The following is an 18,322-nucleotide window of genomic DNA, read 5'->3' as shown; positions in this document are numbered from 1 at the left end:
CTTGGGGCTGACAAAGCTGACAACGGTAAACTCAGCCCGCCGATGTCGTTTTTGTATCATTAATGACGATTTCGAACATTGACCTCACCCAAATTCTGGTGCCGAATGTCGGCCATGGGGATGTCCAGAATCCGAGATCAGAATATCCAAGAACCTGCCGTCCGGAGCATTCCGGCCTGAGCGGTTCGACACTTCATCCAAAAAAATACTGACTCACAGGGAGTAACGTTAATGAATAATCAGACAATGACCGGAGCACCGACGCACTGGGCGGCAGAAATGCACGCACAGGAATATCGGGACGGCAAACTGAACCGGCGCGAGTTTTTGACCCGCACCACTGGTCTTGGGGTCACCGCCGCCGCAGCCTATGGCATGATCGGACTGGCCGCCCCGGCGCGCGCGGCCGGTGAAGACGCCAAGAAAGAAGGTGGCACCCTGCGCGTTCAGCAGGAAGTGCGCGCCCTGAAGGACCCACGCACCTATGACTGGTCGCAGATCGCGAACGTGACCCGTGGCACGCTCGAGTATCTGGTCGAGTACAACTCGGACGGTACGTTCCGTGGCATGTTGCTGGAGGGCTGGGAAGTCAACGATGACGCAACCGTTTACACACTGAAAGTCCGCCCTGGCGTCAAATGGAACAACGGTGACGACTTCACCGCGGAAGACGTGGCCCGCAACATCGGGCGCTGGTGTGACAAGAGTTCGGAAACCAACTCGATGGCAGGTCGCTTTGCGACACTGATCGATCCTGAATCTGGTCAGGCCATTGACGGCGCAATCGAAGTTGTCGATGCCAACACCGTCAAACTGAACCTGCCAGCCTCTGACATCTCGCTGATTGCGGGCATGGCAGATTATCCGGCAGCTATCGTACACAGTTCGTTCAGTGAAACCGATCTGCTCAACAATGTGGGTACCGGCGCATATCTGGTGCAGGAATTGGAAGTCGGCGTGAAAGCCACCCTCGTTCGCAACGAGAACCACACTTGGTGGGGCGAAGAAATCTTTGGTCGCCCGGCGCTAGACAGCATCGTCTACATTGACTACGGCACCGACCCGTCCGCATGGCTGGCCGCACTGGAATCCGACGAAGTCGACATGCTGTATGAATCGGTCGGTGAATTCATCGACGTGATGGATAGCCTCGGCTATGTGAAGTCCGAAGTTGTGACTATGAACACCATCGTCGTCCGCCCGAACCAGTTGGCCGAGATTGACGGCAAGAAGCCTTACGAAGACAAGCGTGTACGTCAGGCTCTGCAAATGGCCGTTGATAACTCGATCTGTCTGGAACTGGGTTACGGCGGTCGCGGTTCGCCTGCGGAAAACCACCATGTTGGTCCGATCCACCCGGATTACTATGAACTGCCGGCGCAGAAGGTCGACCCGGAAGGCGCACGTGCGCTGATGGAAGAAGCCGGAATGATCGATTTTGAGCACGAGCTGATCTCGATCGACGATGACTGGCGCCGGAACACCACCGACGCGGTTGCCGCGCAGCTGCGTGACGCGGGTATCAAGGTCAAGCGGACCGTTCTACCGGGCAACACGTTCTGGAACGACTGGGCGAAATACCCCTACAGCTCGACCAACTGGAACCACCGTCCACTGGGCGTGCAAATCTGGGCTCTGGCCTATCGTACCGGTGAAGCCTGGAACGAATTCGGCTGGGCAAATGCCGAGTTTGACGCGCTTCTGACCGAAGCGCTGGCCATCGCGGATGCCGACAAGCGCCGCGAAGTGGTCGCCAAGGGCGAGGCGATGATCCAGGAAGAAGGCGTTACCATTCAGCCATACTGGCGTTCGCTGTATCGCCACATGAAGGACGGCCTTGTGGGCACCGACATGCATGTCTCCTTCGAGCACCACCACTACAAGTGGGGCTGGGCGGCCTAAAACCTGCCAGACGTTAATGGGGGCGCCTGAACAGGGCGCCCCTTTCCAGCCGCAGACAGGCCGACACGGGGTCGGATGTCCGAGGCCAGATAATGGTCCAATGATCTGCGGAACACCCGAACAACAGGGGCCATCATGGGACTATTCATCCTCCGACGGTTCGGCGTCATGCTTCTTACTGCATTGTGCCTGACTTTCGTGGTCTTCTTTCTGACCAACCTCTACCCGAACCTGGAAAAGCTTGCGAAAACACAGGGCAACCAGCGGATGTCCGACGAACAGGTTGAGACCTGGTTGGACAATCGCGGTTATCTGCAACCGACGCTGGTCAAATACGGTCAATGGCTGGGGGTTCTGCCAGGCTATACCAAGACACTTGATGACGGTACGTTCCTTGGAACGTGTACCCGACCGGGGTCAACCGAGGAAACGACCTCCAGATATTGCGGTGTTTTGCAGGGCGACTGGGGCTATTCCAGCGTGTTCAAAGACGAGGTCGGCACCATTGTTGGCAAACGCCTGGGCAACACCGGCTATCTGATGTTTTGGGTTTTGGTCCTAATGGTGCCATCTGCGCTACTGGTCGGAGTATTGGCCGGGATGCGCGAAGGATCAGCGCTTGACCGGTCCCTCTCTACCTTCTCGATCATCACGACGGCGACGCCAGAATACGTATCAGGCGTGATCTTTATCGCGATCTTCACCTCGTCCACAGTGGGCCTGAAATGGTTCAAGGGCACTGCGACGCAAGCGATGGACAATCCGACCTTTGAGAACTTCTTTCTGCCGGTGCTGACCATTGCGCTTTACGGGATGGGCTATATCGCCCGGATGACCCGCGCTTCGATGACAGAGGTGATGACCGCACAATATATCCGTACCGCGCGTCTCAAGGGTGTTTCCTTTGGCAACATCGTTATGAAGCACGCGCTGCGCAACGCTCTGATCGCCCCCTTTACCGTCATCATGCTGCAGTTCCCATGGCTGCTGAATGGCGTGGTGATTGTTGAGACCCTGTTTAACTACAAGGGTTTCGGCTGGGCACTGGTGCAGGCGGCAGGCAACAACGACATTCAGCTCTTGCTGGCGATTTCGGTCGTGTCGGTCTTTGTGGTGCTGGTGACGCAGCTGATATCCGATATCGGCTATGTCTACCTCAACCCGCGCATCCGAATTTCGTAAGGGAGATAGATCATGGAACCTCTTAGCTGGACCGGCTCTATCGCCATTCTAAACCCTATCCTGATGATCGCGCTGGCTGCGTTGGTCGTATCTATCGTCGTCTGGATCATCGGCAGCATCGTTCTACCTGAAGCCCCGTTGAGCTTGAATGCGGACGGCACGCTCAGCTCGGGCACAGGACTGCGTGGGCTGACCCAATCAGCCTTGAGATACAGCTTTTTCGCCTGTGTCGTCCTTGCGCTGGCGTATATCGTGCTTGGCATCCTCATGGGTACAAGTGCCGGGATCGTCGGCGCGATCTCACAGCAATTTCTGCCTGTGTGGTTGTCGCTGATCATCCTGTTCGCAATGTCGATCGCCTTCAAACGACGCCTCGGGTTATACGGCAAACTGTTCGACAGCCCCATCGGCATGATCGGCTTCGGTCTTGTGATGTTCTGGGTCTTCACCGGTATCTTCGGTGCGCTGGATCTGATCATCACACATGACCCGCTGAGTCAGGTCTCTGGCATGAAGAACAAAGTGCCCGGAACGCCCCTGCAAAATCCTGAAGACGGCGAGTATGCCTGGTACCTTCTGGGCGGCGACAACCTCGCCCGCGACGTCTTTAGTCGCATGGTCAAAGGCGCATGGATCGTGGTGCAGATCGCTCCGCTGGCGACCATGTTCGCGTTTATGGTCGGGATTACTCTGGGCCTACCGGCAGGGTATTACGGCGGACGTCTGGACACGTTCTTGTCCTTCCTTGCCAACCTGATCCTGGCTTTTCCCGTCATCCTGCTGTTCTACCTGCTGGTTACGCCGGAAATCGTGGCGACAGGCGTCCCCAACTATATGGCAGCCGTTCTGTTCGTGTTCCCGATCCTGTTCATCGGCGTTCTGCTGAACTCGCGGTATTACACCCGCCCGAATTTCCGCACTCCGCTGTTGATCGGGGTTCTGGGTATCGCGCTGTGGCTGTATCTGTCGCTTATTTCGACCGATGGCTATATCATCAACACCGATGATTACAGCATTTGGGGCTTGCCGACCTATCTGGACCTGTTCGATATCCCAGGCGGTATCCTCGTGGTGTTTGTTTCGGTGGTCTTCGTGAACTCGCCTACGGTTTTCCGCATCGTGCGCGGTCTCGCGCTGGACATCAAAACGCGGGACTACGTGGCGGCGGCGCAAACACGGGGCGAAGGCCCGTGGTACATCATGCTGTGGGAGATCCTGCCCAATGCACGTGGCCCGCTGATCGTCGATTTCTGTCTGCGCATCGGCTATACCACGATCCTGTTGGGAACCTTGGGTTTCTTCGGATTGGGACTGCCGCCGGAAAGCCCGGATTGGGGCTCTACGATCAACGAAGGGCGCAAGCTACTTTCCATCTATCTGCACCCTGCCCTTCCGCCTGCCTTTGCCTTGCTGTCACTGGTTCTTGGTCTGAACCTGCTGGCAGATGGCCTGCGCGAAGAAAGCCTGAAGGACTGATGTGAGAGCGACCGGGGGCTTTGCCCCCGGACCCCCAGGATATTTTTAGCCAGATGAAGGGGATCCCCGGACTCTCGCGAGGAGATACAAGATGAACAAATTGGCGGAATATGACGGCCCAATTCTTGAGATCGACAAACTTTCGATTTCTTTCTTCACCCGCCTTCGGGAAATTCCCGCCGTGATGGATTTTTCGGTCAGCGTGCAGCCCGGCGAGGCTGTTGGTTTGGTAGGGGAATCCGGTTGTGGCAAGTCCACTGTGGCACTTGGGGTCATGCAGGACCTTGGCAAGAACGGGCGGGTTGTCGGGGGTACGATCAAGTTCAAAGGACGCGATCTGGCCGAGTTGAGTGCGGATGAATTGCGCGACATCCGCGGCAATGAGATCGCGATGATCTATCAGGAGCCGATGGCCTCGCTGAACCCGGCGATGAAGATCGGGAAGCAATTGATGGAAGTGCCGATGATCCACGAGGGAGTCGGCGCGGAAGAGGCCCATGCGCGGGCTCTGGAAGTGGTGACAGACGTACGCCTGCCCGACCCCGAGCGGATGCTGAATTCGTTCCCCCACCAGCTATCAGGTGGTCAGCAGCAGCGTATCGTGATCGCAATGGCGCTGATGTCGAAGCCGGCGCTGTTGATTCTGGATGAGCCGACCACCGCACTGGATGTGACGGTTGAGGCCGCCGTAGTCGAGCTGGTCAGGGATTTGGGCAAGAAATACGGCACCTCGATGCTGTTCATCTCGCACAACCTTGGCCTGGTTCTGGAAACCTGTGACCGGCTTTGCGTGATGTATTCGGGTGAGGCAGTCGAGCGCGGCTCGATCCACGATGTGTTCGACGAGATGCAGCACCCCTATACGCAGGCGCTGTTCCGTTCGATCCCGCTGCCGGGGGCAGACAAGAACGCCCGCCCGCTGGTGGCCATTCCCGGGAACTTTCCCCTGCCCCACGAACGCCCGTCAGGGTGTAACTTTGGCCCGCGCTGCGACTATTTCGAGGAAGGCCGCTGCGACGCGCAAAGCATTCTGATGGAGCCGGTGCCCGGCAATGACCGCCACCACACACGCTGTTTGAAGTTCAACGAGATTGACTGGAACGCCCCGATCACTTTGGCGGACAAGAAGGAAAAAGGCGAAATCGGCCGCGTTGTCCTGAAAATGGACAACCTCAAGAAATACTATGAGGTGGCTGCCAATGCGTTGTTCGGGGGCGGTGAAAAGAAGGTAGTCAAAGCCAACGAAACGCTGAGCTTTGAGGCACATGAGTCTGAGACGCTGGCGATTGTGGGCGAATCCGGGTGCGGTAAATCCACCTTTGCCAAGGTTTTAATGGGGCTTGAAACAGCCACGGATGGGCAAATCCTTCTGGACAATCGCAATATCGAGGACGTGCCGATCGAAGAGCGGGATGCCAAGACCGTGGGCGAAGTTCAAATGGTGTTCCAGAACCCGTTTGACACTCTGAATCCCTCGATGACCGTTGGGCGACAGATCATCCGCGCGCTGGAAATCTTTGGCATCGGCAATTCCGAGGCCGAGCGAAAACAGCGCATGCTGGAATTGTTGGACCTGGTGAAGCTACCGCGCGCCTTTGCCGAGCGGATGCCGCGCCAGTTGTCCGGCGGACAGAAACAGCGCGTCGGTATCGCGCGCGCCTTTGCCGGCGATGCGAGGATCGTCGTCGCGGACGAACCTGTGTCGGCTTTGGATGTGTCTGTACAGGCGGCGGTGACCGACCTGCTCATGGAGATTCAGCGCGAACACAAGACCACCTTGCTGTTCATCAGCCATGATCTCTCGATTGTGCGCTATCTCAGCGACCGGGTGATGGTGATGTATCTGGGCCATGTGGTCGAGTTGGGGACGACCGATCAGGTGTTCTCGCCGCCCTATCACCCCTATACCGAGGCTCTGCTGAGTGCTGTTCCCATCGCGGATACGTCGGTTGAAAAAGCGCATATCGTTCTGGACGGTGATATCCCCTCGGCCATGAATCCGCCCCCGGGATGCCCATTCCAGACGCGCTGTCGCTGGAAATCCGAAGTGCCGGGTGGGCTGTGCGAGAAAGATGTGCCGCCGGTGAAAACCCTGGCGGACGGACATCAGGTCAAATGCCATCTGTCCGAAGAAGTTCTGGCCCGCATGGAGCCGGTCATCAAAATCGCGGCCGAGTAACAGCCCAAACGCAAAGAACCGGCTACAGCGCCGGTTCTTTTCTGACTTGGGTTGGCTGGTGATCAGCCGCCCCAGATCACTTTCACATAGTTCTGGGTTTCTTTGTAGGGCGGCACGCCACCGTGCTTTTCCACGGCTTTCGGACCGGCGTTATAAGCCGCCAGCGCCAGACGCCAGGATTTGAACTTGCGGTACTGCCACGACAAATAACGGGCTCCGCCTTCCAGATTCTGTTTCGGATCATGCGGGTTCACACCCAAAAGACGCGCGGTTCCGGGCATCAGCTGTGCCAGACCCAGTGCCCCTTTGTGGGAAACCGCGTGCGGGTTCCATCCGCTTTCCTGCTGAACCAGTCGCAGGAATAGTTCTTCCGGGACACTGTGTTTCCGAGCTGCTTGCCGCGCCAGCGCCAGGTATTGGCCGCGATACTTACCATTATACCGTTTGACGACCTGATTTGTTTGCGCGGTCTTTGGCTTAAGCCGTTCAGAATCGCGGTATTGGGTGGCTGCTCGCGAGTCCAGAATCTTGGATTGTTTGAGGAAAATATCCTTACGGCTCTTGGTAGACAGGGTGTCTGCCGCAGCCGGACCCGAAACCAGCGCAAGGCACAGAACAGAAAAACAACCAACTTGAAAACGCATTTATGCCAATCCCGCTCGCTCTCGAACCCGAATGAGTATAGGTATTTCAGGCAAGAATAAAAGCTTGGTAAACAGAACCTGCGTAGTTTCTTGCCAACCGTTGCACACATCAACTGTGTTTTAACCATGACGCAGGCCGTATAGGGTCGCGTAGAAACTTCGCGTCAGATTCGGGCGCGCTCGACACAGACAAGAACGGGGAAATATATGGCAGGTTCAGTCAACAAGGTCATTCTGGTCGGAAATCTTGGCCGCGATCCTGAAGTTAGGAATTTCCAAAACGGGGGCAAAGTATGCAACCTGCGCATCGCCACATCCGAAAACTGGAAAGACCGCAATACTGGCGAGCGTCGTGAGCGCACCGAGTGGCACTCGGTCGCGATCTTCAATGAAGGGCTAGTCCGCGTGGCGGAGCAATATCTGCGCAAAGGCTCGAAGGTCTATCTCGAAGGCCAATTGCAGACCCGCAAATGGCAGGACCAATCTGGGCAGGACCGTTATTCGACTGAGGTTGTTCTTCAGGGGTTCGGCTCGACCCTTGTGATGCTTGATGCACGCGGCGAAGGCGGCGGCGGAGGCGGTTATGGCGGCGGTCAGTCAGGCAGCTATGGCGGCGGTCAGGCCGGCGGCGACTATGGCGACCCCTATGGCGGACAGTCCAGCGCCCCTGCCCCGGCCCCTGCATCCGGCGGAATCGACGACGACGAGATTCCGTTCTAAGGCAAACGGAGACGAAACATGACATGGTCCTTCACTCTCGGCCGGGTACTGGGGTCGGAACTGAGGGTCCATGTCACCTTTTTTCTGCTACTGGGCTGGGTCGCCTTTGCGGCTTATTCCAAAGGCGGGGTGCCCGCCGCGATCGACAACCTGATCTTTGTTCTGGCCCTGTTTGCCTGCGTTGTCGCGCATGAGTTCGGCCACGCGCTGATGGCGCGGCGCTACGGCATCAAAACCCCTGACATCACCTTGCTGCCTATCGGCGGGCTTGCCCGGCTCGAAAGGATGCCCGAGAAGCCTATGGAAGAAGTCTGGGTCGCTCTGGCCGGGCCGGCGGTAAATATTGTGATCTGGATCGTTATGATGGCCATGGGGGCAGGAATGACGCTGGACTCCATAGCCCGGATCGATTCAACCAGTGACGGGCTGTTGAGTCGGCTGGCTTATGTGAACTTACTGCTGGCCGTATTCAACATGATCCCGGCCTTCCCTATGGACGGCGGCCGGGTATTCCGCGCGCTTTTATGTCTGAAGATGGACCGGGTAAAAGCCACACGTATCGCCGCTCTGGCGGGTCAGGTCGTGGCGGTGGCGTTTGGTTTTCTCGGTCTGAGCACAGGTAACCCTCTGCTGGTTTTGATTGCCGTCTTCGTGTTCGTCGCGGCCAATGCGGAAAGCCACGATGTGGCCATGCGCTCAGTCGCGCGGCGGGTGCTGGCCCGCGACGCGATGATTACCGAGTTTCACGCCCTATCGCCCACCGACACGCTTGCAACCGCCGCACAGGCCGTCATTCACACCACGCAACACGAATTCCCCGTGTTGGGTCCGAATGGAGACCTGCTGGGCTTTATAGCACGCGGCACGCTGTTCACTGCCATGGCGCAAGAGGCACCTCGGTCAGATCTGGCAACTTCGATCATGGAAACCGAGATCCCGCGCGTTGAATTGACCACCGGCCTGGAAACCGTGCTGGGGAAACTACACAAGGGTGCTCCCGCCGTCGCAGTTTGCACGCAGGCCGGGACAATGGTTGGCTACATCACCCGCGAAAACATCGGTGAATTGATGGTGATCCGCGGACGCTGATCAGACCGTTGCCAAGGCGTCTTCCAGCACGGATAACACAGCGTCCCTTGGGACGTCCGAAGTAACGAACGCCTGCCCGATCCCGCGCGCCAGAATAAACCGCAGCTGGCCGTCGATGACCTTTTTGTCCTGCGCCATGAGGTCAACCAGTGCCTCGGCACCCGGCAGGTCTCCGGAAATGTCGGCCAGATCGGTTTTCATTCCCATTGCAATTAGGTGCGCCCGAACACGGCTCGGTTCCTCCTGTGAGCACAGCCCAAGACGAGAGGACAGCTCAAACGCCAGTGCACAACCGATAGCGACACCCTCGCCGTGCAACAGGCGATCAGAATACCCGGTGGCCGCTTCCAGCGCATGACAGAAAGTGTGCCCAAGGTTCAGCAGCGCTCGGTCGCCCTGCTCAGTCTCGTCGCGGGCTACGATATCGGCCTTCATCTGAACCGAGCGTGTCACCGCCCGCACGCGCGCAGCCATATCGCCACCCGAAACGTCGGGACCGTTTGCTTCGAGCCATTCAAAGAACTCTGCATCGCCCAGCAGGCCGTACTTGACCACCTCGCCATAGCCCGACAGGAAATCCCGCTGAGTCATGGTGCCTAGAACCGAGGTGTCCGCCAGAACCAGAGACGGCTGATGGAATGCCCCAATCAGGTTTTTGCCCTGTGGAGCGTTGATGCCGGTTTTTCCGCCAACAGAACTGTCCACCTGTGCCAGCAACGAGGTCGGTATCTGGACAAAACGGACACCGCGCCGCAAAACGGCCGCAGCAAATCCCGCAAGATCACCGATGACCCCGCCACCCAAGGCAATCACCACATCGCGGCGTTCTACCTTTTCCGACAAAAGCCATTCAACCGCGCGCTCGAAATGCGGCCAGCTTTTGGTGGATTCTCCTGCGGGCAAGGCCAGCGAGGTCATCTCGATTCCAGCTGTTGCCAGGCCATCCCGCAACGCATTCAGATGTAACCCGGCCACGTTCTCATCCGTCAGAACGGCGACCTTGGGCCGGTGCAACAAGGGTGCAATCATCGTGCCGGATTGTGCCAGCAGGTCGGGCCCGATTTCCACGTCATACGAACGTTCGCCCAGCTCTACATGTACGGTTTGGTGCATTTACTTCCGTTCCAATACGTCGGGGCGCGTCAACATCGCATTCACCACCCGGTCCACCATATTTTCAATCGAGGTTTCGCCATCGGACTCAACCGTCAGACCCGCCTGCGCATAAACCGGGACGCGGGCCTCATACAAGGCGCGCAAGGTCGCATAAGGATCAGCCGTGCGCAGCAATGGCCGTGTGTCCTTGTGTTTGACCCTGTTCCATAACACCTTCAAATCAGCCCGCAGCCAGACCGAGATCCCGCGTTCGGTGATCATCTGGCGGTTCTGATCGGAAAGAAAAGCGCCGCCACCAGTTGACAGGATGCCTTTTTCCTCGTCCAGCAGACGTCCGATGACCTGACTTTCCTTGGAACGAAAGAACGGCTCACCGTCACGCTCAAATATCTCGGGGATGGTCATATTAGCAGCCGATTCGATCTCTGCGTCGCTGTCGAGGAAAGGAACGCCCAGCCTTGCGGCCAAAGCACGGCCCACAGCCGTCTTTCCGGCCCCCATCATGCCAACAAGAACGACGGTTTTGTGCAGTTCAAAGACCGCATCAGTCTCTTCTGTGTGGGTGTTATGCTTAATTTCGCTCATTTCAACGTGAATGACGTGATCTTACGAAAAATGCCAGCTATAACTATGGCAAAAGACAAAATTGGGGCAGCGTTGAGCAATGGGCCGTCTGATCAAGTTCTTGATATATATTGTTTGCCTGTGTTTTGTCGGGCTGGTGGGATATGCGTATTTGGGTCCGATATTCGGGGTGGATTTCTCGGCCCCACAGGACGAGATACGAGAGCCGGTAATCCTGAATGTTGAATAAAGCCGCACTGGCTGCCTTATTGCTGGCTGGATCAGCGCAGGCGCAGCAGGCTCCTCTTTCTGTCATCGATTGGCTGACGGACCCTCCGGAAAACCTGCCAGGGACTGTCCTGTTGGAACCACCGGTCACGGAGACGGGCATTCAGCCGGATATCCAAGTCTCTCCGCTTGAGGCGCTGTCACAGCCGTTGGGGCTTGTGTCGTCGTCGGTGACCGGCCTGCCGGTGCACCTTTGGCAGAATAGTGATGCCGACCGGCTGGCTGAGCTGATCACCGATGTGCCGGTTCGCTATAACCCCGCGATGCAGCGATTACTGTTTACTCTGATCCTGTCAGAGGCTCGCGCACCAGCTGGTTCGGGTGCTGAAGAAACCCTGCTGCTCGCCCGCATCGACCGGTTGATGCAACTTGGTGCAGCCGACCCGGCGCAATCGCTGGTCCAATTGGCCGGTCCGACCGACACACGCGAAAGGTTCCAGCGCTGGTTTGACGCCACCCTGCTCACCGGGGACGAGGATCGCAGCTGTACGTCGCTGATCGCGAAGCCACACCTGTCGCAGGACTACGCCGCGCAAATATTCTGCAAGGCGCGGCGCGGAGACTGGCCATCAGCCGCCCTCACGCTGGAAGCTGCACATGCATTGCAAATACTGCCACCAGAAGAGCTGGATGTGCTGGATCGCTTTCTGAGCCCCGAATTGTTTGAAGAAGCCGAATACCTTCCGCAACCAGATGATCCCAGCCCACTGACCTTTCGCCTGTTTGAGGCGATCGGAGAACGCCTGCCATCGGCCCCTCTGCCCCGTGCCTTTGCGAATGCCGACCTGCGGGACGTAGCCGGGTGGAAAGCGCAGATCGAAGCGGCTGAGCGGCTGACCCGCATTGGCGCGCTGACCCCCAACCAGTTGCTGGGTCTGTATACCGAGCGCTCTCCGGCCGCGTCCGGCGCAGTTTGGGACAGGGTCTCGTCCGTGCAACGGTTCGAGTCTGCACTGGATTCGCGCAATCCCGACAAAATCGCCCGAGCTTTAAATACTGTGTGGACGCAAATGCGCCTGATCGGATTAGAGGTACCCTTTGCAGAATTGTTCGCAGAACGCCTGTCACAGATCGAACTGACCGACCCGTTGGCGGAACAGCTGCGCTGGCGTATCCTGCTGTTGTCCGAACTGTATGAAACAGCGGCCCTTTCTGTGCCCGGTCAATCCGACGAAAATCACTTTCTGGCGGCGTTAGCGCAAGGCGATCCGGGGCGCGCGCGCTCTCCTTCGCCTTTGGCGGATGCGGTTGCGCAAGGGTTTGCATGGGCCGCCCCGGTTCCATCGAATATCGAAACGATGCTAAACAATGATCAGCTAGGTGAAGCGATCTTGGAGACCATGCAGCGGTTTGCACACGGGGCACGCGGCAACCTTGTCGACCTGACAGCGGCTATCGCGACTCTGCGCCGTGTGGGTCTTGAGGACACCGCCCGCCGCGCCGCACTGAACTTGCTGATCCTGCAGGACCGCTGATCGTGGCGGTCCCGGCGACTCAGGACTTGTGGATTTCCACCTTTTTGCAAGCTCAGGCCGCCGAATTGGGGGCCGCGACCAATACGCTGCTAGCCTATGGCCGCGATCTGAAAGAATTTTCGGCCTGGCTGGAACGTCGAAAGACGGGTTTTCCCGACACACAAAGAGAACAAATCGAACAATTCCTGATAGACTGCGACGCACAGGGCCTGTCTCGTTCCACGCGCGCACGTCGGTTGTCGGCGATCAAGCAACTGTTTCGGTTCGCCTTTGAAGAAGGTTGGCTTGAAGCTAACCCCGCCATTCAGATCAAAGGCCCCGGTCGACAAAAGCGCCTGCCCAAAACGCTGGATGTCGCCGAAGTCGATCGTTTGCTTGAGGCCGCGCGCCGTACCGGCCGCAAAGATGCAGACCGGGTGCGCAACACCTGCCTGATGGAGGTTCTGTACGCCACCGGAATGCGGGTGACCGAATTGGTTTCGCTGCCGGTTTCCTCGGCCAGAGGTGACCCCCGGATGCTGCTTGTGCTGGGCAAAGGCGGTAAGGAACGGATGGTACCGCTGTCCCCTCCGGCGCGCGATGCGTTGGCTGCGTGGCTGCTTATCAGGGACGAGGCCGAGGACAAGCAGGTTGCAGACGGCGCTCAGCGTTCCAAGTTCCTGTTTCCGTCTCGCGGTAAATCCGGCTATCTGACCCGGCACGGGTTTTTTCTGCTGGTCAAGGAACTGGCCGTAGAAGGTGGCGTTTCGCCGGAAAAAGTGACGCCACACACCCTGCGCCATGCCTTTGCCACGCATCTTCTGGCCAATGGCGCTGATCTGAGGTCGATCCAGACCCTGCTGGGCCATGCCGACGTGGCGACAACGGAAATCTACACCCATGTCTTGGACGAACGCCTGTCAGAGCTTGTGTTGCAGCATCACCCGCTGGCGAAAGACGGCGATGACGACGGCTAACCCCTTGATCCACAGCATGCGCACCCCCATAACGGATGCAGTATCACGAACAACCAAGGAACGATGGAACCCTCTTCTGCTTCTCTGATCGACGGCGCATTCTGGTTTACCACAGGCGCCATCCTGCTTTTGCTTGTCCTGTCGGGCTTTTTCTCGGGTTCTGAAACGGCATTGACCGCATCATCGCGCGGAAAACTGCGTGTACAGGCCGACAAGGGTTCACGCGGCGCGCAAAAGGCGTTGGAAATCACGGACGACAACGAGCGGCTGATCGGCTCGGTCCTGTTGGGCAACAACCTTGTGAACATCCTTGCTGCGTCGTTGGCGACCGCGTTGTTCACTCGGCTTTTCGGTGAAAGCGGCGTTGCGCTGGCAACGCTTGTAATGACCCTGCTGGTCCTGATCTTTGCCGAGGTTCTTCCCAAGACCTACGCGATCACCAATTCGGAAAAGGCCGCCGCAGCCGTGGCACCGATCATCGGCGTCGTCGTGACGGTGTTTTCGCCTATCGTTGCAGCCGTGCGCCTGCTGGTACGCGGTGTTTTGCGCCTTTTTGGCGTCCAGATCGACCCGGACAGCAACATTCTGGCCGTGCGCGAGGAAATCGCCGGAGCGTTGCAGCTTGGACATTCCGAAGGCGTAGTCGAAAAGGAAGACCGCGACCGTATCCTTGGCGCGCTGGATCTGGGCGATCGCACGGTCGAAGAGATCATGCTGCACCGCTCGAATATCGAAATGATCGATGCAGACGCCTCGCCAGAAGCCATCCTTCAGCAATGTCTGAAAAGCAGCCACACCCGCCTGCCCGTGTTTCGGGATGAGCAAGAAAACATTGTGGGTGTCGTCCACGCCAAGGACTTGTTCCGCGCGATGTACGCCCATGCCGGAGGTAGTGAGAACGCCGATAACCGCCTGAAAGAATTCGACATCCTCAAGGTCGCGAACGATCCCTATTTTGTTCCGGAAACCACCACTCTGGACGATCAGATGCGCGAATTCCTTCGGATGCACAGCCACTTTGCGTTGGTAGTGGATGAATACGGCTCGCTGCGCGGGCTGATTACGCTTGAGGATATCCTTGAGGAAATCGTGGGCGAGATCGCGGATGAGTTCGATATAGACGAAGACGTTTCTGTAACCCGAACCGAAGATGGGCAGTTTCTGGTCGAAGGGGCCACCACGATCCGCGACGCCAACCGCGCGATGGATTGGTCCCTGCCCGACGTTGAGGCAAACACCATTGCCGGTCTGGTCATTCACGAAGCGCAGATGATCCCAACCGTCGGTCAGGTATTTTCCTTTCACGGCTTCCGCTTTGAGGTGACAAAACGTCAAGGCAACCGGATCACCGAACTGAAAGTTCGCCCTCTCTGAGGGCAACCACAAAAACTGCAAAAATACACCGGCGTTCTGATCCGAGCGCCGGTTTTCTTTCGGGTAACCACCATATCCTTCCGGTTTGGGTTCGCCAGCAGGCGCTGAACCCGGATCGCCTTCCGCGACACTTTCTGTCGCTGAAGCTATTGCAAAGGCAGCTTTCCTATTGAGACTGACGGCATAGGCATCAGGAGACGTGCATGAAACTCACAACCCAAGTTGCAGTCATCGGCGGCGGAGTCGTTGGATGTTCCGTACTCTATCACCTGACCAAGCTGGGGTGGACGGACGTGATGCTGTTGGAACGCTCCGAGCTGACCAGCGGGTCGACCTGGCACGCGGCGGGTGGGTTTCACACCCTGAACGGCGACACCAACATGGCGGCGCTGCAGGGGTATACGATCCGGCTGTATAAAGAGCTGGAAGAGATTACCGGCATGTCCTGCGGTCTGCATCATGTGGGCGGAGTGACGCTGGCAGATAATCAGGATCGGTTCGACATGTTGCTGGCAGAACGCGCCAAGCATCGGTTCATGGGGTTGGAGACGGAAATCGTTGGTCCGGATGAGATCAAAAAGATCGCTCCTATCACCAACACCGACGGGATCATCGGCGCGCTTTATGATCCGCTGGACGGTCATCTTGATCCGTCGGGGACCACCCATGCCTACGCCAAAGCGGCCCGGATGGGAGGCGCTACGATCGAAACGCACTGCATGGTGCGCGAAACCATCCAACGCACCGATGGAACATGGGATGTGGTCACCGACAAGGGTACGATCCATGCCGAACACATCGTCAATGCCGGTGGCCTTTGGGCGCGCGAGGTTGGCGCGATGGCGGGCGTCTATTTCCCCCTACACCCGATGGAACACCAGTATCTGGTGACAGACTCGATCCCTCAGATCGAGGCGATCATCGACGCTGGCGGCGAGCATCCGCATGTAATGGACCCTGCTGGCGAAAGCTATCTGCGGCAGGAAGGGCGCGGGTTGTGTATTGGGTTCTATGAACAGCCCTGCAAACCCTGGGCTGTCGATGGCACACCGTGGCAGTTCGGCCACGAACTGCTGCCCGACGATTATGACAAGATCACCGACAGTATCGAATTCGCCTACAAACGCTTCCCCGTTCTGGCCGAGGCTGGCGTCAAATCGGTGATCCATGGACCGTTTACCTTTGCGCCCGATGGCAACCCGCTCGTTGGGCCGGTGCCGGGCATGCGCAACTATTGGTCCGCCTGTGGCGTGATGGCCGGGTTCAGCCAGGGCGGTGGTGTTGGACTGACGCTGGCGCAATGGATGATCGAAGGTGAGCCCGAACGCGATGTGTTCGCCATGGATGTCGCCCGCTTCGGCGACTGGATCGGGCCTGGCTATACGCGCCCGAAGGTGATCGAGAACTATCAGAAACGCTTTAGTGTCGCCTACCCCAACGAAGAACTGCCGGCCGCGCGTCCAAACCGGACCACCTCGATGTACGACATATTCAGCGATCTGGGCGCGGTTTGGGGTCAGCAATACGGGCTGGAGGTTGCGAACTATTTTGCGCAGGGTGATGAGCCAAGCTATGAAACGCCATCATTCCGCCGCTCGGATGCATTCGAGGCGACCGGGCGCGAGGTGCGCGCTGTGCGCAATGGTGTCGGCATCAACGAGGTCCACAATTTCGGCAAGTATCGCATCACTGGCCCGGGTGCGCGCGATTGGCTGGACAGGGTCATGGCCGGGCGCATCCCAAAGCCGGGGCGGCTTTCGCTGACACCGATGCTGTCGCACAAGGGCAAGCTGATCGGGGATTTCACCGTTTCCTGTCTGGCCGAAACCGAATTCCAACTAACGGCGTCATATGGCAGCCAGGCCTTCCATATGCGGTGGTTCCTGCAGCATCAGGATGACGGCGTTACAATTAAAAACATTAGCGATCGTCTGAACGGTTTTCAGATCGCAGGTCCCAAGGCGACTGAGGTTCTGGCAGCCTGTACCCGCGAGGACATTTCTGACCTCAGGTTCCTTGATGTTCGCCGCATGACCATCGGTATGACCGACTGCACCGTTCAAAGGGTCAGCTACACGGGCGATCTGGGGTACGAAATCTACTGTGATCCGATGGCCCAACGGCAATTGTGGTGGACCCTTTGGCAAGCCGGTCAGCCCCACGGCATGGTGCCCTTTGGCATGCGCGCGATGATGAGCCTGCGGTTGGACAAGTTCTTTGGCTCGTGGATGGGCGAGTTCTCACCCGACTACTCTGCCGCGGAAACCGGGCTGGATCGCTTTATTGCCTTCATGAAGAACACCGACTTTATCGGTCGCGCCGCGGCCGAGCTTGAACGCTCCGAGGGGACCGCGCGCAAGCTGGTCTCATTCGAAGTGGATGCAGACGACGCTGACGTGAATGCCTATGAGCCGATCTGGCTGGATGGTGCGGTCGTCGGATTCTGCACCTCGGGCGGGTATTCACACTATGCCGGGAAATCCATCGCCATGGGCTTCCTGCCCTCGGACCGTATACGCGACGAATTAGAGGTCGAGATTGAGATACTGGGCCAGATGCGCAAGGCGCGCGTGATCTCAATACCACTGTTCGACGCGGACGGTGCACGCATGCGGGGATGGCAAAAGACGGCCATGGCGGCTATGTGATTGCATGAGAGATATTCCCATCATCCTTCTGGCCGCCGGGCAATCCCGCCGCATGGCTGGCACGGACAAGCTGATGCAAAGCGTCGATGGCATGCCCCTGATACGGCGATCCGCACAAACAGCGTTGCAGGTAGGCCCGGTGATCGTTGCGTTACCGCCTGCCCCGCATCCTCGCCAGGACGCCTTGAAAGGTATGGATGTTGTTGCAGTTGAAATACCCGACGCTGATGATGGCATGAACGCCAGTTTGCGCGGTGCTCTTGCGCATGTGCCCGCCGATGCCAGGGCTGTCATGGTTTTACTGGCAGATTTGCCGGAAATCACAGTTGGTGACCTGAAGCAGGTCGCAGAGTCTATCCAAGAATACCCAAATTGTTTGATTTGGCGTGGGGCGACAGTCACAGGAAAGCCAGGCCATCCGGTTGTGTTTGCCCGTCCGCTATTCAGAGAGCTCAGGCAACTTACAGGCGATGAGGGCGCGCAGTCCGTTGTGCAGGCGCATAAGAATGCAGTGCATATTCAACCATTGCCCGGTCAAAACGCCCTATTGGATCTGGACACTCCCGAGGATTGGGCACGCTGGCGGGCCGGGAAGGCCACATAACCGGCCTGCCAAAATAGAAACGGCCCGGTCGATACCGACCAGGCCGCTTGCCCAAAACAGGACTACCACTTTTCACCAATCCTGAAAACGCTGCCAAAAATGCCT

General features: G+C 57.9%; 14 protein-coding genes. 11 read left to right on the top strand and 3 right to left on the bottom strand.

What is annotated here, in order from left to right; genetic code table 11:
- The first annotated feature begins 231 nt into the window (after positions 1 to 231).
- From AC2FLA_RS02130 to AC2FLA_RS02115, 4 genes are all read left to right on the top strand, one after another.
- Positions 232 to 1,902 carry an ABC transporter substrate-binding protein gene (locus AC2FLA_RS02130; protein ID WP_496720121.1) on the top strand — a complete coding sequence of 557 codons (1,671 nt, stop codon included), beginning with the start codon at positions 232 to 234 and terminating at the stop codon, positions 1,900 to 1,902.
- Positions 1,903 to 2,037: 135 nt separating this feature from the next.
- Entirely contained in the window at positions 2,038 to 3,084 is a 1,047-nt protein-coding gene (locus AC2FLA_RS02125) for an ABC transporter permease (protein ID WP_058274233.1), read from the top strand.
- Positions 3,085 to 3,096: 12 nt separating this feature from the next.
- Complete coding sequence (locus tag AC2FLA_RS02120) at positions 3,097 to 4,560, top strand: ABC transporter permease (RefSeq protein WP_496720119.1); 1,464 nt, start codon at positions 3,097 to 3,099, stop codon at positions 4,558 to 4,560.
- Between the two features lie 91 nt (positions 4,561 to 4,651).
- Positions 4,652 to 6,739, top strand: a complete 2,088-nt coding sequence (locus AC2FLA_RS02115; protein WP_496720117.1) for a dipeptide ABC transporter ATP-binding protein — start codon at positions 4,652 to 4,654, stop codon at positions 6,737 to 6,739.
- Positions 6,740 to 6,801: 62 nt separating this feature from the next.
- Here the strand turns inward: AC2FLA_RS02115 and AC2FLA_RS02110 are convergent, their stop codons facing one another.
- On the bottom strand, positions 6,802 to 7,383 hold the full coding sequence (locus AC2FLA_RS02110) for a lytic transglycosylase domain-containing protein (RefSeq protein WP_496720115.1): 582 nt from the start codon (positions 7,381 to 7,383) through the stop codon (positions 6,802 to 6,804).
- A gap of 207 nt (positions 7,384 to 7,590) precedes the next feature.
- On the opposite strand from AC2FLA_RS02110, the gene ssb reads away from it, so the two are divergent.
- Positions 7,591 to 8,103, top strand: coding sequence for a single-stranded DNA-binding protein (gene ssb, locus AC2FLA_RS02105; RefSeq protein WP_496720113.1), 513 nt, complete (start codon positions 7,591 to 7,593; stop codon positions 8,101 to 8,103).
- An 18-nt stretch (positions 8,104 to 8,121) separates the two neighbouring features.
- The gene (locus AC2FLA_RS02100; protein WP_496720111.1) at positions 8,122 to 9,192 is read left to right on the top strand and encodes a site-2 protease family protein; all 1,071 of its coding nucleotides are present in this window, start codon (positions 8,122 to 8,124) and stop codon (positions 9,190 to 9,192) included.
- Here the strand turns inward: AC2FLA_RS02100 and aroB are convergent, their stop codons facing one another.
- Together aroB and AC2FLA_RS02090 are read right to left on the bottom strand one after the other, a co-directional pair.
- Positions 9,193 to 10,305: a 3-dehydroquinate synthase gene (gene aroB / locus AC2FLA_RS02095; protein WP_496720109.1), complete on the bottom strand. Its 1,113-nt coding sequence runs from the start codon at positions 10,303 to 10,305 to the stop codon at positions 9,193 to 9,195. It abuts the gene before it with no gap.
- The gene (locus AC2FLA_RS02090) at positions 10,306 to 10,893 is read right to left on the bottom strand and encodes a shikimate kinase (RefSeq protein WP_496720107.1); all 588 of its coding nucleotides are present in this window, start codon (positions 10,891 to 10,893) and stop codon (positions 10,306 to 10,308) included.
- A gap of 218 nt (positions 10,894 to 11,111) precedes the next feature.
- Here AC2FLA_RS02090 and AC2FLA_RS02085 point away from each other — a divergent pair, with 218 nt between their 5' ends.
- From AC2FLA_RS02085 to AC2FLA_RS02065, 5 genes are all read left to right on the top strand, one after another.
- A complete protein-coding gene (locus AC2FLA_RS02085; RefSeq protein ID WP_496720105.1) occupies positions 11,112 to 12,635 on the top strand; it encodes a hypothetical protein in 1,524 nt (507 codons plus the stop codon).
- A 2-nt stretch (positions 12,636 to 12,637) separates the two neighbouring features.
- Complete coding sequence (locus tag AC2FLA_RS02080; protein ID WP_496720103.1) at positions 12,638 to 13,591, top strand: site-specific tyrosine recombinase XerD; 954 nt, start codon at positions 12,638 to 12,640, stop codon at positions 13,589 to 13,591.
- Between the two features lie 63 nt (positions 13,592 to 13,654).
- Complete coding sequence (locus AC2FLA_RS02075) at positions 13,655 to 14,965, top strand: HlyC/CorC family transporter (RefSeq protein ID WP_113788952.1); 1,311 nt, start codon at positions 13,655 to 13,657, stop codon at positions 14,963 to 14,965.
- A gap of 203 nt (positions 14,966 to 15,168) precedes the next feature.
- Entirely contained in the window at positions 15,169 to 17,613 is a 2,445-nt protein-coding gene (locus AC2FLA_RS02070) for a GcvT family protein (protein WP_496720101.1), read from the top strand.
- 4 nt (positions 17,614 to 17,617) lie between these two features.
- On the top strand, positions 17,618 to 18,217 hold the full coding sequence (locus AC2FLA_RS02065) for a nucleotidyltransferase family protein (protein WP_496720099.1): 600 nt from the start codon (positions 17,618 to 17,620) through the stop codon (positions 18,215 to 18,217).
- The last annotated feature ends 105 nt before the right edge of the window (positions 18,218 to 18,322 follow it).

It is taken from the genome of Ruegeria sp. CDSA033 (genome assembly GCF_059612305.1).
This window is presented reverse-complemented; position numbering and strand designations above follow the sequence as displayed.

Coding starts and splice junctions, on each gene's coding strand:
- aroB (WP_496720109.1), bottom strand. CDS start 10,305: ATGCACCAAACCGTACATGTAGAGCTGGGCGAACGTTCGTATGACGTG.
- AC2FLA_RS02065 (WP_496720099.1), top strand. CDS start 17,618: ATGAGAGATATTCCCATCATCCTTCTGGCCGCCGGGCAATCCCGCCGC.
- AC2FLA_RS02085 (WP_496720105.1), top strand. CDS start 11,112: ATGTTGAATAAAGCCGCACTGGCTGCCTTATTGCTGGCTGGATCAGCG.
- AC2FLA_RS02090 (WP_496720107.1), bottom strand. CDS start 10,893: ATGAGCGAAATTAAGCATAACACCCACACAGAAGAGACTGATGCGGTC.
- AC2FLA_RS02110 (WP_496720115.1), bottom strand. CDS start 7,383: ATGCGTTTTCAAGTTGGTTGTTTTTCTGTTCTGTGCCTTGCGCTGGTT.
- AC2FLA_RS02115 (WP_496720117.1), top strand. CDS start 4,652: ATGAACAAATTGGCGGAATATGACGGCCCAATTCTTGAGATCGACAAA.
- AC2FLA_RS02100 (WP_496720111.1), top strand. CDS start 8,122: ATGACATGGTCCTTCACTCTCGGCCGGGTACTGGGGTCGGAACTGAGG.
- AC2FLA_RS02075 (WP_113788952.1), top strand. CDS start 13,655: ATGGAACCCTCTTCTGCTTCTCTGATCGACGGCGCATTCTGGTTTACC.
- AC2FLA_RS02120 (WP_496720119.1), top strand. CDS start 3,097: ATGGAACCTCTTAGCTGGACCGGCTCTATCGCCATTCTAAACCCTATC.
- AC2FLA_RS02130 (WP_496720121.1), top strand. CDS start 232: ATGAATAATCAGACAATGACCGGAGCACCGACGCACTGGGCGGCAGAA.
- ssb (WP_496720113.1), top strand. CDS start 7,591: ATGGCAGGTTCAGTCAACAAGGTCATTCTGGTCGGAAATCTTGGCCGC.
- AC2FLA_RS02125 (WP_058274233.1), top strand. CDS start 2,038: ATGGGACTATTCATCCTCCGACGGTTCGGCGTCATGCTTCTTACTGCA.
- AC2FLA_RS02070 (WP_496720101.1), top strand. CDS start 15,169: ATGAAACTCACAACCCAAGTTGCAGTCATCGGCGGCGGAGTCGTTGGA.